We start from the raw sequence: 13,780 nt of genomic DNA on the forward strand, positions 1-13,780 counted from the left end.
GTTTCTCAGGCAAGGCTTTCGGCAACCTTAAGCATGATAGCGCATTCGGTTCTCTTTCTTTGAAGAATGCAGCCGATTTCATAGGGCTTTAAGATATCGTTATTTGTATTATAGGCGTTGGCCGCACAGCCGCCGCTGCAATAAAACCGCGCCCAGCATTTTTTACAGTCTTCCTTGGCAAATATATTGCAGTTTTCAAATTCCTTCCGCATATCCTGCTTCTGAACACCCTTCCAAACATCGCCCATTTCAAAATCTTCGTTTCCTACAAATTGGTGGCATGGATAAAGAGCCCCTTCCGGCGTTACGGCAAGGTATTCCGTTCCTGCGCCGCAGCCTACAAGACGCTTGGCAATACAGGGCCCTCCCGTAAGATCAATCATAAAATGGAAGAAATTATAGTCTTTTCCGTTTTTCATATCCTCTAATATATTATTGGCAAGAACCTCATATTCTTTACAGATAGCCGGAATATCCTCTTCTTTAAAGGTATAGGGCTCTTCATCAGGCCCTACAACAGGCTCTACGGAGATTTGCTTAAAGCCTAAATCCGCAATATGGGCAACATCTTTGGAAAAGTCCATATTATTCTTTGTAAACGTGCCCCTTAAATAATAATTTTCCTGCTTTCTGCTTTCGGCTGCCTTTATAAACCGAGGCACGATTAAATCGTAGCTTCCGGAGCCGCCTATACATTTTCTCATATGGTCGTTTACTTCTTTTCTGCCGTCAAGGCTCAAAACAAGATTATGCATATTTTCATTTATAAATTCAAGCTTTTTTTCATCAAGAAGAACACCGTTTGTAGTCATCGTAAAACGAAAGTTTTTATTGTGGAGCTTTTCCTGCTCTCTTCCGTATTTTACGATTTCTTTTACGACGTTAAAGTTCATCAGAGGCTCTCCGCCGAAAAAGTCAATCTCAAGGTTTCTCCTGTTGCCGCTGTTTTTAATGATAAAATCAATTGCGGCCTTTCCTACTTCAAGGCTCATGAGAGACCTTTTGCCGTGGTATTCTCCTTCGTCGGCAAAGCAGTATCCGCATCTTAAGTTACAGTCATGGGCCACATGGAGGCAAAGGGCCTTCACAACTGGATTTCTTTTATTCACCATCGGAAGGACTTCCTCATAATAATCTTTGGAGAATAAAAGCCCATTATCTTCTAAGCTCTTTACTTCGTCATAGGATTCTTTTATATCGTCCTTTTCGTAAGTAGCTTCAAGCTTTTTCATTATATCATCAAAAGAATTTTCCTCATAAAGGCCTATAATCTCATAAGCCAGTTCGTCAACAGCATGAACAGCACCGCTATTAATATCAATAACAATGTTAAATCCGTTCTGCTTGTATCTATGTATCATTTGCTCACCTCAAAATAAGCTTAAAATTAAAAAAGTCTGCGATACTATAAAGAACCGCAAGCTTTTTTATAGATAATATTAAGTTTGCACTTTAGTGCTAAATATGTAAAACTATCTATTCTCGCAGGACTGGTTTGCCACTGTGCAAGATGTTTTGCAGGCTGACTGGCATGATGTCTGACACTCTCCGCAACCGCCTTTTGCCATGGTATTTTTTAAAATAAGAGTGTTTAATGTTTTAATGTGTTTCATAAGCAATAAGCCTCCTAATAATATATATCTTAGGATAGTATACCATAAAAGATATATTTTGTATATTATTTTTTCATGTTGATTCCGATTACGCCCCCTAAACCGCCACTTGCAATGGATAAAATAATAAGGGTCATAAGCCTCGAATTCATCGTAAAGCCCTTTTGCACCCATGTCATAATCGCTACAAGTATAAGGGCATAAATGAGGCCTGCTATCATTCCCCACATCCAGCCTTTGCTGTTTGCGCCTTTGGCGGCGTCAAAACCTGCAACCATGGCAGAAATTATGCTTGTTATAGTTACAACAAGAGATATGCCTTCTTCCCCCATATCGGTATAAGTAAGCAAAATGGCGTATCCTATAAACACGATACATGTAATTGCATAAGCGATAAGAACGCCTGATATGATACTTGATCCCTGAGCTTTAATATCGTTTCTCAAAATATAACCTCCTCAACATAAGATATATTTATAGATAACAAATCTTTCTAAAGTTTGTTATCTATAAGCGGACGCTCCCTTGAAAAATGATTTGCAATCACACGCTTTTATTCTTTTTCAAGTTCGCTTATTATAATATATTGTACTGGCAATGACTCTTAAATATGATAAAATAAAGATACTAAAATCAACAAATTTATAAACATATTTATTGATTTTAAGGGGGTTCTAATTTACAAACCCTTTATAAAATAAATTTTCAGGGGGCTTTTATGAATTATATTGACCTGCATACCCACTCTGTTTTTTCCGACGGTACCTTTACCCCTTCTGAGCTTATTGAACGTGCAAAAGCATTGGGGCTTTCAGCCATTGCACTTACAGACCATGATACTATCGACGGTCTTTCCGAGGCTATAGAAGCTTCCAAAAGGCTTAATATAGAATTCATAAATGGTGTTGAAATAGCAGCAGATTATAAGGACACGGAAATTCATATAGTAGGATTACTCTTTGACAGAACCAGCACTATCCTTTCTGATTCCCTTTTAGAAATGGAAAAAAGGCGTGAAATAAGAAATAAAGAGCTCGTACTGCTTTTTAACGAAGAAGGCATTAAAATGAAGTATGAAGACATTTTAAATAAATCAGACGGCAAAATCATCACAAGGGCACATTTTGCCAGGTTTCTCATGGAAGAAGGCTATGTAGAAAGCATAAATGACGCCTTTTTAAAATACCTCTCTCCCGGGAAGAAAACTTATATGAAAAGAGAACTGCTTTCTTCTTCAGAGGCCATTGAACTTATACACAAGGCCGGAGGAATTGCCATTCTTGCCCATCCGGGGGAATATGGTTTTTCAGAAAAACAGCTTGAAGAAATGGTTCATGAGCTTAAAAAGCAAAATATAGATGCAATAGAAGCAATTTATACAACCAATTCTATTTATACGGAATCTTTCCATAGGGATTTGGCAAAAAGATATCATCTTAAAATAAGCGGCGGAAGTGATTTTCACGGCAGCAATAAGCCTGAAATAGAGCTTGGAAAAGGCTTTGGAAACCTTAAAATACCCTATGAAATACTTAATAAATTAAGGGATAGGGCATTGTAGAAACTCCCATGATATTATATTAATTCATAGAAATATCTGAGAAAAACTCGATTTATGGTATTCGTAAAAACTACCATTATGGTATAATATGAATAAAATCAAGCTTTGCTTAATTTTATTCACGAATACATTTTCTGCAGAAAATGTATGAGGAAAATTACGCTTATGATATAATGTAACTAAACTCAGGCTCTGTCTGAGTTTATTCACGAATATATTTCCCAAAGGGAAATATATAAGCAGGCTTTGGATTATGGTATAAAAATCCTTTGTTGCTGCCAATACCAAATTGCTTCAATCAGCATTAAAATTTTACTTAGGAGATGATACTATGATTATCCAAAACAGCCAGGGCATATCGTCAAAATTACGCATACTTACAAGGTCTGCCTTGATGGCAAGTATATTTATTATTTTTGCCCAGATACGTTTTCCTTTGCCTTTTACCCCTGTTCCCATTACATTGCAGACCTTGGGAATTATCCTTTGTGCGTCCTTATTAAGACCAAAGGAAAGTCTGTATCCTGTTATTTTATACATATTGATGGGCGCAATAGGCCTGCCTGTATTTGCCGGCGGTAATTCTGGTCCGGCGTATTTGCTTGGCCCTACAGGAGGATTTATCATAAGCTGGATTCCTTCTGTGTTTATTATGAGCTTCATTACGGAAAAAGCCCTTACATCAAAATACGCTTCAAAAAATATATACGCTTATATCATATATTTATTATCAATTGTAATTTTTACTCTTATGGTATATTTCATCGGCATAATATGGTTTATGGCAAGTACAGGCTCTAATCTTATGGCTTCCATCTCTGCTTGTATGCTTCCTTTTATCCCCGGAGATATCATAAAGGGATTGATTGCTTTAATAGCTTTCCCCTATATTAGAAATATCCGCCAAAATATAATGTAATTTATTAAGGAGGAATTTAGTTGAAAATTATAGACTTAACCCATGCTATTTCCGAAGAAACGCCTTTCTATCCGGGAACACGGGGGCCGATTTTAAAAGTAGAATGCACCCATGAAGAACATGGATATAAAGAAACAATGCTAAATATGCTCTCTCACACAGGAACCCATATGGATTCTCCGCACCATATATTTAAAGATGAAATTTCCCTTGATGAAATGGATATTTCAAGTTTTGCAGGAAAAGCTGTAATTATTGACTGTTCCTCTTTAAATTCCGGAGAAAAAATAACCATGGACCATATAACGCCTTATAAAGATAAGATTAAAGAGGCAGAATTTATTATTTTCAGAACAGACTGGGATAGATACTGGGGTAAAGATAAATATTTCGGAGATTATCCCACTATCAATATGGAGGTTGCCGATTTCATATTAAATTCAGGGAAAAAGGGCGTCGGAATAGACACCATAGGGATAGACTCCATTTCCGACAGTAATCTTCCCATACATAAAAGACTTTTAAAGGATAATCTCTTTGTAATAATAGAAAACTTGACGAATCTGTCTAAGGTAGGAGAAGATATATTCACATTTTACGCTCTTCCTTTAAAATTTGTTTCTTCTGACGGTTCTCCCGTAAGGGCTATTGCGGTTTTATAAAGATATTTCCGTAATATACTTTTTATAAGGGTTACAGGTAGATTTATGAGCTGATTCTTGCCGCTCTATAGAACACACAAAAAATGGCGCCATACCGCCCTGTAAAATATTAAAGCTGCCTGAAAGGTTATTTACCTCTTCCGGCAGCTTTAATTTTATATTTATTTTATAAACCTGTTGCGATACTCCTTAGGTGTGCAGCCAAGTCTTTTCTTAAAGCTTTCTATGTAATAGCTGGGCCCTCCGAAGCCTGACATTTCAGCTATTTCGCCAACGGATAAATCCGTGTTTTGAAGCAGCTCTATGCTTTTATTTATTCTATAATTATTTACAAATTCAAATATAGTGCATTTAGTCATTCTTTTAAAGAACCTGCAGCATTCGCCCTTGCTTAATCCTGCTACATCGGCTATATCTTGAAGGGATATTTTCTCTCGGTAATTTTCATGGATATATGACATTATGCTTTTTACCCGCCTATAATTAATGCAGTCTTCCTCGTCCTCACCATTATTCGAAATATCACATTTTTTTGTAAGCAGCCGCCAAATAGAGGCAATATATATGCAAATATCAAATTCATATCCAAAGGGTTTATTTGCGTAAAGATTGCAAATCTCCCTAATATAACCCAATATTTCAGCACTATCAAAAGAAAGATTATCTAAAACTATACTATAGAAATCTTTTCTTTTTATATAGGGATTTACATATTTATCTACAAAGCCGCTATCACTGAAAAACTCAAGCATTTTCACATCAAAGGCAATATAGGAATAAGAGCTGTCCTGTTCTGTATAGGGCTTAGCCATATGAAGACAGCCGCCGTTTATAAAAATCCCCTGGCCCTTTTCAAGAATAAATTCCTTTTGCCTGACGCTAAAAACAATGCTGCCCTTTTCTACAATGCAAAGCTGAATATCATCATGCCAGTGCCAGTCTACAAAACCCAGTATTTTTTTATCCATCTGATTAAGAGAAATTGAAACAGGAAAGGACTCTTCTCTTTTTAAGACTTCCCCAATGTTCATAGCATTGGTATTTGCTTCCTTTGTCTGCATTAGCCGCTCCTTAATTTATTAAATTATCTTGCCTGAGCTAAAATACAATTTTATAGTAAATTTCACAGAAGAATGCAATAAAAACCTATTTTTCATAAACGGCTTAAACACATAAAATCCTTATGTTTAAGCCATTCAAAATATACGATTTTTATTACTGTTTAATTTGAAATTTACTATAACCAAGCAATTTGCTTTATTGAGCTATTTCTTCGATATATTTAAAGTTATTTCAACATGCGACCAATTTTAATTATATCAAAAACCTTACCCTTTGTAACTATATTATCCCATCTTTAAGTAATTTTACTGTTTATTCCATTTTTTCAAAATACCTTTGTCTATTGCTGTTAAATTTATAATAATATTTGAAAAAAATCATCAGGAAATATATGCATTATATCTTAAAACCTTATTATACTGTTGGAGATTATTTGTCTTATTTTCTATAGTTGAATTTTAAGGTTTTAAGTCTATATTTTTATTATCGGCAGCAAAACTTTATTAACCTTAGAAAAATACTTATTTTTTGAAACACAAGTCAAATTCTAAGCATCTCCACATGTATTTCGGAAATGTCAATCTCTCTAATCTCCATATTATATAACCCCTGTATCAAAAAACTAAATAATCATGCGCCCCTCTTTTTAATAAGAAAATTATACCATGTGCTCAGGCGTATTGCTACATAGCTTTACAAATCCTATAATAGTATCTATTTATAGCAGATAAAAGTTTTCAGAATATTTTCAAATAAACAGTTTTTGGAATATGGAAGTATTAATAAGATAGACGCCTAATATTTAAATACCGTATAATTAAAATATAAAAAGACAATACTTGCACCTGTATTGACGGGTATTCGTAAATTAAATTTGCTATTATCCTTATAAGGAGGTCATGAAAGTGAATGCACTCGTTCAACTAAATCGGGCTATGGAATATATAGAAGAAAATCTTATGAATGAAATTGATATTAAAAAACTGTGCCAAATTTCATATTGTTCAGAGCACCACTTTAGGAGAATGTTTTCTTTTCTGTCTGGAATGCCTTTAAGCGAATATATTCGCCGAAGAAGATTATCTTTAGCCGCAGCTATATTAAAAAACAGCGATGAAAAGATTATTGATCTTGCTTTGCAGATGGGATATAACTCACCCGACGCATTTGCTAAGGCATTTCAAAACATGCATGGCGTGTCCCCGTCGCAAGCTAAAAAGAGCAATGTTATTTTGAAAGCATTTCCGCCAATGACCTTTCGTTTAACAATTCAAGGAGGGAATGAAATGAATTATCGAATCGTAGAAAAAAAAGCTTTTCTCATAGCCGGGATAAAAAAACGAATACCCTTAATTTATGAAGGTATCAATCCCCATATGGATTCTATGTGGGCAAGCCTTACAATGGATGATTTTGCAGAGCTTAAAGCACTTTCAAATGTGGAGCCAAAAGGAATATTATGTATATCTGCAAATTTTCAAGAGGGGCGTTTCTTAGCCGAAGGCGATTGCCTTGACCAATATATAGGCGTCGCTACAACAAATGATGTACCTGAACGATGGGAAACTTTATCCATCGATGCTTCTGCTTGGGCAGTATTCACAGTGGTAGGAGAATTCCCAAAAGCTTTACAGGATACATGGGGCAGGATTTTTGCCGAGTGGTTTCCTACATCCGGTTTTGAATCTACAGGCGGACCGGAAATCTTATGGAATGAAAGCCCTGATACGTCGAAACCTGATTATAAAAGCGAAATTTGGATTCCGGTAACGAAGCTTAAGGCATAAATTAAGAAATTTAGAAAAATGATTATTATTTTATGAAGACTTAAATATTAAAGGGTAAAATATCTAGATACAGAATGATTTTATAAAAGAGAAATTGCTAAGGATAATGTATCTTTACAGAATGACTCTCTATGTAAAATTATAGGATAAAAAATGGCGGCTTTAAAAGCCGCCATTTTTATTAATTATGAAAAGACACTAATTTAGGGAACAGAACAAATAAGTTTAAGGATACCTGTAAACTCTGGAAGTAATGGTTTAGTCCAATTTTTATTGGAACAGTATATTAGCCGATAGTTTTCAAGCCCTGTATCAGCTACTCCATAAAAAACTTATTTAGGCTCTATTACCTACGCCCCTTTAAAGTGTGCTTTTGATATCTACTGTCTTTTAAAAGTATTCAGTATTCTTTCACAATCGGCTTAGCTATTATTACATTATATTTTTCTCTGAAATGCATTTTTTTAGCTGCTCCACTTAAGCATACTGTGGAACTATATTTTAACTCTGTATATTTTTAAATATACTTAATGCTATTTCCTCATTGCTTTAGGAAAGATAATTAATGGGTATAAGCAATCATCGGCTCTTTCCGGCTATAAGTCTCAATGGCGCTATCCAACTTTTTAAGCATCTTTTGCCTGTCCTTTGGAAGTTCACCCCATACACGAAATTCTAGCTTATCATGAAATCCATCATACAAAACCGGCTTTTCTCCTATCAATTCTAAAAGCCTGCGGGCCTCCTCGAGATTTTCAACCTCATTTGCCGGAATAAACCGGCCGGCTGAAATATCCTGATATAATGCTACGCTTCGGGATAAAAATAAAGAGAAATTAATAATCCGCTCCGGCTGTGTATGATTAAAAAACTCAGCCAACTTTTCTGCGTTTTCAATTCCTCGCCCCATTCCTGCGATTCCTGTCATAATATGGGCATCATACAAAAGCTCTGCATCTTTCATACGCTGAATTTCTCTATAGGCCTGCTCTATGTTATGATCTTTTCGCATAAATATCAAAACATCGTCAATGCCGCTCTCAATCCCTAGATAAAGATGTCCGACCCCAGCTTTCTTTAATTGATAAAGCTCCTTATCCGTTTTATTTCTAATATCTGTTACGGTAGCGTCCATATTGACCATCTGGCAATTAGGAAAATAATGATAAATCTTCTCTAAAATACATAGCAGCCGTGATGTCTCCATTCCGAAGGCGTTCCCGTCACCCAGAAATACTTGCTTTGGGTTTCCGCCTACTGCTCTTACATGACGCAGCTCTGCTTCTATTTGCTCTAGCGGAAGCAGCCGATAATTTAAATGCTTGAATAAGTTACAGAATTTACATTGATTATAGGCGCACCCTACCGCCGTCGCCAACATAAATGAGGATTTTTCCATAGGCGGACGGCAAATTTGGCCTTCGTACTCCATCAGGCTGCCTCCTTTTTCTAATTATATTCAGTATTATTTTATCATTAGATTTCTAGTTATTCAATTGCCTTCTTCTGTATTCTGCTTTCTTTTGGTAAAAGGAAAATTCTTTGTTGAACAGCAATAGTTTTTTGCATAAAAAGGCCGCCTATTGATTGCTACCAATAAGCAATGTTAAAATATTATCCTAAATAATCATCCGTTTTGAAACAATATCTTTCAAATAATAAGTTCGTCAAAAAAAGGCATTTCACATTGTGAAATGCCTTAAATTTATTAATCTGCTCTATTCGCTTTTTTATGCCCTGCTTTGGCCTTTCCCTGAATTTCTGGAACGGTATCAGCATCGTCTTTTTTATGAGGCTCATTAGAGCCCGGTCTTTTCATCCCTTGCTTAGCCACGGTTTCACCAACTTTGCAATAAATTTAGTTCATTATTTATTATTTGATAATCGGTGTATTTTTATACCTAGCGGTTATTTTGAAAAAGTTCCTGCTTAATACCTAAAAAAGCCTGCCTATTTTATAATAGATAGGCTAATTTACTTCATTATTATCTGAATTCATCAGGCTTATAAGCTCATTGTATTGTTCATTCGTCATTCGGTCCGCTAATAAAAACACGTCCATTTTATTAAGCATATCTTCTTTGTTATACTGACCTCTGGTAATTAAGGTTTTTAATCTTGTATAAGTCATAATATCAACCCTTTCTATATTTTCAGTTCAGTTATGGAAACTAAGTATTCTATATTTATTGCTGTGTCCAATATAGCCTGTTCGGTTTCGGTTAGAGTCACTAGTAGTGGTTCCGGGGGTATTTCCACTGGATCCCATGTGCCGTTATTATATCTTTGTCCTAAAAGACTGATATCGTAAGTGTCAATTGGCACAATATTAATTTCTGTCATTTCGCTTGCTACTTGCTTTATGCCTGTGCATATTTTTTGTTCATTTAATTCGGCATAGTAAAATTCCATGTTACCACCTCCTAATAAAATTCAATTACCTGCCAATCAAATGCTATAAAGTTATATCTTCCACCACTTGAGTATGCCTTAATCATTCTCTGAAATACGGAGTCTTCAGATCCACTTGTATCATACTTAGGTGTAATCGATATTGTTTAGCTCTTTATTCATGCTCTGTACTACTATAAATTGAGTTTTACAAAATTGAATTTATATGTTTTGTTTTAATTGGGATTGGCTCTATTAGTTTTAATCGCTATTGATTAAATGTCATTGCCACGTATCACACTTTTCAATCGATATTGTTTAGCTCCTTTATTTAAGATATTTAGATGTAGGTTGCTTAGGCTCTACTCTTTTCAATCATCTTGTTTAGCTCTTTAGCCTATGTATTGCTCCTGATATTCTTTGAATTACATATAAACCTTAGCTAAATACTTTTTAATCCCCTTGTTATCCTTTTCTTATCTTGAAATTCTTTGTTACGTTTTCTGAATTTTTATTATATTGTATTGATTTTTTACAATTATTCCACTCTGTAAAAAGCCCATGATATTTTAATTACATCTATTGTACAGTGAATCCAATCTACCGTATTTCTCATTTCAAATCATAATGTCTAAAAACACTTATTTATATTGTTTAAAATCCAATGCTCCTTCTACCTTTGGGAAATGTATAATTTTCGTTTTCTATTTTATTTATGTTTGTATATTACCTATAAACTCTTAATTATTAAATGTATAACATGACTTTAGTGACCTCCATTTTTATAAATAGTGTTATCAAAATTACCGTGCGTAAATTACCTTATTTTTACATTCGTTTTTACCCTTTTCCTATGTAAATTTACGCACGATTATTTTACCCAATGCGTAAAAATGCGAAAACTTTTACACACACGCACCGATTTTCACCAACAAATAGCCACATTATCTTTCTGGGTTCATTTTGTTTGTTTTTCATGTTCTTTTCCTAAAATGCTATATGTAGTTGGTTTCATCTCGTTTAATACTATATATAGTATGTTTTAAGCAAAAATAAAGAGCCACATCGCTGTGACTCTTTTTCTTGATTTTCTTTCCCGTTTATCTCTTTGAGAACTGAGGAGCCCTTCTTGCGCCCTTCAATCCATATTTCTTTCTTTCTTTCATTCTTGGGTCACGAGTTAAGAAGCCGGCTTTCTTTAATGCAGGGCGAAAATCAGCATCTGCTTCAAGTAAGGCTCTTGATACTCCGTGGCGGATCGCTCCGGCTTGGCCTGTGAAACCGCCGCCGAAAACGTTAACTAAAACATCAAATTTTGTTAATGTATTAGTTAATTCGAGAGGTTGTCTAATGATAACTTTTAAGGTTTCAAGACCGAAATATTCATCAATATCTCTCTTATTTATGGTAATTTTACCGTTACCCGGTACTAAATATACTCTTGCTACTGAAGATTTCCTTCTTCCTGTGCCATAATATCTGGCTGCTGCCATGATAATCCTCCTTTCAAACTATTAGCAATTGATTTCTAATTTTTCAGGCATCTGTGCTTCATGTCCATGCTCTTCGCCTTTGTAAACTCTAAGCTTTTTAAGCATCTGAGCGCCAAGTGCCTTCTTAGGAAGCATTCCCTTAACAGCATGGGTTATTACAAATTCTGGCTTTTTATTAAGCATTTCTTTAAGAGTGATCTCTTTAAGACCGCCAGGATAGTTGGAATGACGGCGATAAAGTTTCTGGTCAAGTTTTTTGCCAGTTACTTTTATCTTGTCGGCATTAATAACTATAACATAATCACCTGTATCAAGGTGAGGTGTATAAATCGGTTTGTGTTTTCCTTCTAAAATTTTAGCAACCTCAGACGAAATACGTCCCAAAGTCTGGCCGCTAGCGTCAACAACATACCATTTTCTTTCTATTTCTCCGGCTTTAACGGTATAAGTCGTTCTCATTTGGATTGAACCTCCCTAACGTTTATAACAATCTATCAAACTATTCCAAAATCCGGGGCTAACGGTTAATGAAATGGGTTATCAAACAGAAACATTATATTATATTTAACTTCAAGTGTCAACAACAAAATTCTATTTATCAGGCCAAACTGCAGCTTAGAACTTTTAAATGTTTGTATAGCGCAGACAAATCTTCGGGCCAATGGTCACCACGGCTTTGTAATATCTCCCCGCCCGATATGATGAATATACTTCAATTATTCTAAATTACAGAAAGCTTTCCGGCTGATACGGACCATTTAGCTTCATGGTCCCTTATATTTAATCAAACAGATTTAATATTAAATTTGTAATGTATTTAATTTAATATTTATTTTTTAGCCTTCTTCGCACCCGTCTAATATTATAGATGCAGCATTAATAAAAAAACAGACCTGTATTTGATACAGGTCTTAAGTGGGCATTATAGGGCTCGAACCTATGACATCTTGCTTGTAAGGCAAGCGCTCTCCCAGCTGAGCTAAACGCCCGTAAAGATAGCGGAGGAGGGATTTGAACCCCCGACACTGCGGGTATGAACCGCATGCTCTAGCCAACTGAGCTACTCCGCCAAACAGTAACTAGAACATTATAACACAAAAGATAATTATGTCAATATACTTTTTAAATACTTTTTATTCGACAGTAGATTCATCGATAAATATGATTTCATCGCTTTTAAAAAGGCCAAGCCGCTCCCTGGCTATTTTTTCAACGTATGCGTCTGTGAGGTTATATTCCATCTCGAGCCTAAGCTTTTCCTGCACGGCCTTTTCAGCCTCAATTTTTTCATCAAGGCTTGTCTCTATAGCTTTAAGCTCACTATATACCGTATATTGATGATAGGTGAAAAAGCCTGTTACAATAATGCAAAACAGGCTGCAAATGAATATAAATGCTCTTGTAATTTTTCTGAACATAATATCACCTATGTTTTCTTTAGTATAACCCTGATACTGTTCTTTAATTTTCTTTTCTTTATTTTGGCATAGCGTTCATATTTTTGCAAGTGTTTTTTTGTGACATTCTTAGCCCACTTTGCAAAAGACAAGATATGCTTCGCCGGTATCTTTAATATTTTTACAATTACCTTTAAGGGAAAAAGTATTATTTTAACAGCAGTTTTAATTACCTTAGCTAAAAAATCTATAACTGTCATAGCAATTTTAAGCACGAGGGGGCTAACAAGGAGAAAATAAAAAATCATACCTAAAAAAACTCCTAATATGGAGTAAAACCTGATTTCCCCGTTGTTATATGTAAATATAATATAAAACACAAATATAGTAACGATTACCCAGTAAATAATATCTTGAATATTTGCAATAAACTTTCCGTGTTTTATAATCCTACGTATTATTCTTAAAATATCATACACAAAGCCTATAACAAAGCCTGTTATTATCATAAGCAAAAAAAGCCTGAGCTGAAAGCCTATAGATAATATCATAGGCAATCCCTACTTAAATATCTTTCCAAGGAAGGAAGATTTGCCTTTGGAATAAAGGGAACTGTCTTCATAGCCAAGGTTTTCTATCTCGCCGTCTACCTCAAGCTCTCCGGCATCGAGATTAAGCTTATTCACATGAAGGCCGTTGCCTCTGAGAATAAGGACGCCCATTTCAGTTTCACATACAATACTATCCTCATCAAAGGAAATGACCTCTAAAACTCCTGTAATATTTATATTTTCTCGCCTATCCATAATAACCTGATGACGGCTTAAGCTTTTTCTGTCATCTGCCATAAAACATGACCTCCTCTTAAGGTTTTAATTTACTTTATACAGTATAT

At 35.1% G+C, this 13,780-nt stretch carries 16 protein-coding genes and 2 tRNA genes; 4 read left to right on the top strand and 14 right to left on the bottom strand.

What is annotated here, in order from left to right; translation table 11 throughout:
* Nucleotides 1-5: 5 nt before the first annotated feature.
* The 3 genes from scfB to NBX03_RS09735 form a co-directional block, all read right to left on the bottom strand.
* Complete coding sequence (gene scfB / locus NBX03_RS09725; RefSeq protein WP_250227584.1) at nt 6-1,361, bottom strand: thioether cross-link-forming SCIFF peptide maturase; 1,356 nt, start codon at nt 1,359-1,361, stop codon at nt 6-8.
* Nucleotides 1,362-1,472: 111 nt separating this feature from the next.
* A complete protein-coding gene (scfA, locus tag NBX03_RS09730) occupies nt 1,473-1,613 on the bottom strand; it encodes a six-cysteine ranthipeptide SCIFF (protein WP_250227585.1) in 141 nt (46 codons plus the stop codon).
* Between the two features lie 65 nt (nt 1,614-1,678).
* Entirely contained in the window at nt 1,679-2,059 is a 381-nt protein-coding gene (locus NBX03_RS09735) for a TIGR04086 family membrane protein (RefSeq protein WP_250227586.1), read from the bottom strand.
* A gap of 272 nt (nt 2,060-2,331) precedes the next feature.
* Between NBX03_RS09735 and NBX03_RS09740 the strand changes: the two genes are divergently transcribed.
* The 3 genes from NBX03_RS09740 (at nt 2,332) to NBX03_RS09750 (ending at nt 4,755) form a co-directional block, all read left to right on the top strand.
* Nucleotides 2,332-3,174, top strand: a complete 843-nt coding sequence (locus tag NBX03_RS09740) for a PHP domain-containing protein (RefSeq protein ID WP_250227587.1) — start codon at nt 2,332-2,334, stop codon at nt 3,172-3,174.
* A 331-nt stretch (nt 3,175-3,505) separates the two neighbouring features.
* Nucleotides 3,506-4,093: a biotin transporter BioY gene (locus tag NBX03_RS09745; protein WP_250227588.1), complete on the top strand. Its 588-nt coding sequence runs from the start codon at nt 3,506-3,508 to the stop codon at nt 4,091-4,093.
* Nucleotides 4,094-4,113: 20 nt separating this feature from the next.
* Nucleotides 4,114-4,755: a cyclase family protein gene (locus tag NBX03_RS09750; protein ID WP_250227589.1), complete on the top strand. Its 642-nt coding sequence runs from the start codon at nt 4,114-4,116 to the stop codon at nt 4,753-4,755.
* Nucleotides 4,756-4,916: 161 nt separating this feature from the next.
* Here the strand turns inward: NBX03_RS09750 and NBX03_RS09755 are convergent, their stop codons facing one another.
* The gene (locus NBX03_RS09755) at nt 4,917-5,816 is read right to left on the bottom strand and encodes an AraC family transcriptional regulator (RefSeq protein ID WP_250227590.1); all 900 of its coding nucleotides are present in this window, start codon (nt 5,814-5,816) and stop codon (nt 4,917-4,919) included.
* Nucleotides 5,817-6,722: 906 nt separating this feature from the next.
* Between NBX03_RS09755 and NBX03_RS09760 the strand changes: the two genes are divergently transcribed.
* The gene (locus NBX03_RS09760; protein ID WP_250227591.1) at nt 6,723-7,604 is read left to right on the top strand and encodes an AraC family transcriptional regulator; all 882 of its coding nucleotides are present in this window, start codon (nt 6,723-6,725) and stop codon (nt 7,602-7,604) included.
* Between the two features lie 562 nt (nt 7,605-8,166).
* Here the strand turns inward: NBX03_RS09760 and NBX03_RS09765 are convergent.
* The 10 genes from NBX03_RS09765 to yabP form a co-directional block, all read right to left on the bottom strand.
* The gene (locus NBX03_RS09765) at nt 8,167-9,036 is read right to left on the bottom strand and encodes a radical SAM protein (protein WP_250227592.1); all 870 of its coding nucleotides are present in this window, start codon (nt 9,034-9,036) and stop codon (nt 8,167-8,169) included.
* A gap of 537 nt (nt 9,037-9,573) precedes the next feature.
* Entirely contained in the window at nt 9,574-9,735 is a 162-nt protein-coding gene (locus NBX03_RS09770) for a hypothetical protein (protein WP_250227593.1), read from the bottom strand.
* Nucleotides 9,736-9,749: 14 nt separating this feature from the next.
* Nucleotides 9,750-10,016 carry a hypothetical protein gene (locus tag NBX03_RS09775; protein WP_250227594.1) on the bottom strand — a complete coding sequence of 89 codons (267 nt, stop codon included), beginning with the start codon at nt 10,014-10,016 and terminating at the stop codon, nt 9,750-9,752.
* 1,079 nt (nt 10,017-11,095) lie between these two features.
* Nucleotides 11,096-11,488, bottom strand: a complete 393-nt coding sequence (gene rpsI, locus NBX03_RS09780; RefSeq protein WP_250227595.1) for a 30S ribosomal protein S9 — start codon at nt 11,486-11,488, stop codon at nt 11,096-11,098.
* A gap of 21 nt (nt 11,489-11,509) precedes the next feature.
* Nucleotides 11,510-11,947 carry a 50S ribosomal protein L13 gene (gene rplM / locus NBX03_RS09785; protein ID WP_250227596.1) on the bottom strand — a complete coding sequence of 146 codons (438 nt, stop codon included), beginning with the start codon at nt 11,945-11,947 and terminating at the stop codon, nt 11,510-11,512.
* Between the two features lie 457 nt (nt 11,948-12,404).
* Nucleotides 12,405-12,477, bottom strand: a tRNA-Val gene (locus NBX03_RS09790).
* A 7-nt stretch (nt 12,478-12,484) separates the two neighbouring features.
* A tRNA-Met gene (locus NBX03_RS09795) sits at nt 12,485-12,558 on the bottom strand.
* Between the two features lie 63 nt (nt 12,559-12,621).
* Nucleotides 12,622-12,906, bottom strand: a complete 285-nt coding sequence (locus NBX03_RS09800; protein WP_250227597.1) for an FtsB family cell division protein — start codon at nt 12,904-12,906, stop codon at nt 12,622-12,624.
* An 8-nt stretch (nt 12,907-12,914) separates the two neighbouring features.
* Nucleotides 12,915-13,436: a spore cortex biosynthesis protein YabQ gene (gene yabQ / locus NBX03_RS16195; protein ID WP_408628503.1), complete on the bottom strand. Its 522-nt coding sequence runs from the start codon at nt 13,434-13,436 to the stop codon at nt 12,915-12,917.
* Nucleotides 13,437-13,445: 9 nt separating this feature from the next.
* Entirely contained in the window at nt 13,446-13,733 is a 288-nt protein-coding gene (yabP, locus tag NBX03_RS09805) for a sporulation protein YabP (RefSeq protein WP_250227598.1), read from the bottom strand.
* Between the last annotated feature and the right edge of the window lie 47 nt (nt 13,734-13,780).

The organism is Anaeropeptidivorans aminofermentans, from assembly GCF_940670685.1.
Classification (GTDB): domain Bacteria; phylum Bacillota; class Clostridia; order Lachnospirales; family UBA5962; genus Anaeropeptidivorans; species Anaeropeptidivorans aminofermentans.

Excerpts from the sequence above, each read along its gene's own strand:
- scfB (WP_250227584.1), bottom strand. The coding sequence starts at position 1,361 with ATGATACATAGATACAAGCAGAACGGATTTAACATTGTTATTGATATT.
- scfA (WP_250227585.1), bottom strand. The coding sequence starts at position 1,613 with ATGAAACACATTAAAACATTAAACACTCTTATTTTAAAAAATACCATG.
- NBX03_RS09740 (WP_250227587.1), top strand. The coding sequence starts at position 2,332 with ATGAATTATATTGACCTGCATACCCACTCTGTTTTTTCCGACGGTACC.
- NBX03_RS09745 (WP_250227588.1), top strand. The coding sequence starts at position 3,506 with ATGATTATCCAAAACAGCCAGGGCATATCGTCAAAATTACGCATACTT.
- NBX03_RS09755 (WP_250227590.1), bottom strand. The coding sequence starts at position 5,816 with ATGCAGACAAAGGAAGCAAATACCAATGCTATGAACATTGGGGAAGTC.
- NBX03_RS09765 (WP_250227592.1), bottom strand. The coding sequence starts at position 9,036 with ATGGAGTACGAAGGCCAAATTTGCCGTCCGCCTATGGAAAAATCCTCA.
- NBX03_RS09770 (WP_250227593.1), bottom strand. The coding sequence starts at position 9,735 with ATGACTTATACAAGATTAAAAACCTTAATTACCAGAGGTCAGTATAAC.
- NBX03_RS09775 (WP_250227594.1), bottom strand. The coding sequence starts at position 10,016 with ATGGAATTTTACTATGCCGAATTAAATGAACAAAAAATATGCACAGGC.
- rpsI (WP_250227595.1), bottom strand. The coding sequence starts at position 11,488 with ATGGCAGCAGCCAGATATTATGGCACAGGAAGAAGGAAATCTTCAGTA.
- rplM (WP_250227596.1), bottom strand. The coding sequence starts at position 11,947 with ATGAGAACGACTTATACCGTTAAAGCCGGAGAAATAGAAAGAAAATGG.
- NBX03_RS09800 (WP_250227597.1), bottom strand. The coding sequence starts at position 12,906 with ATGTTCAGAAAAATTACAAGAGCATTTATATTCATTTGCAGCCTGTTT.
- yabQ (WP_408628503.1), bottom strand. The coding sequence starts at position 13,436 with ATGATATTATCTATAGGCTTTCAGCTCAGGCTTTTTTTGCTTATGATA.
- yabP (WP_250227598.1), bottom strand. The coding sequence starts at position 13,733 with ATGGCAGATGACAGAAAAAGCTTAAGCCGTCATCAGGTTATTATGGAT.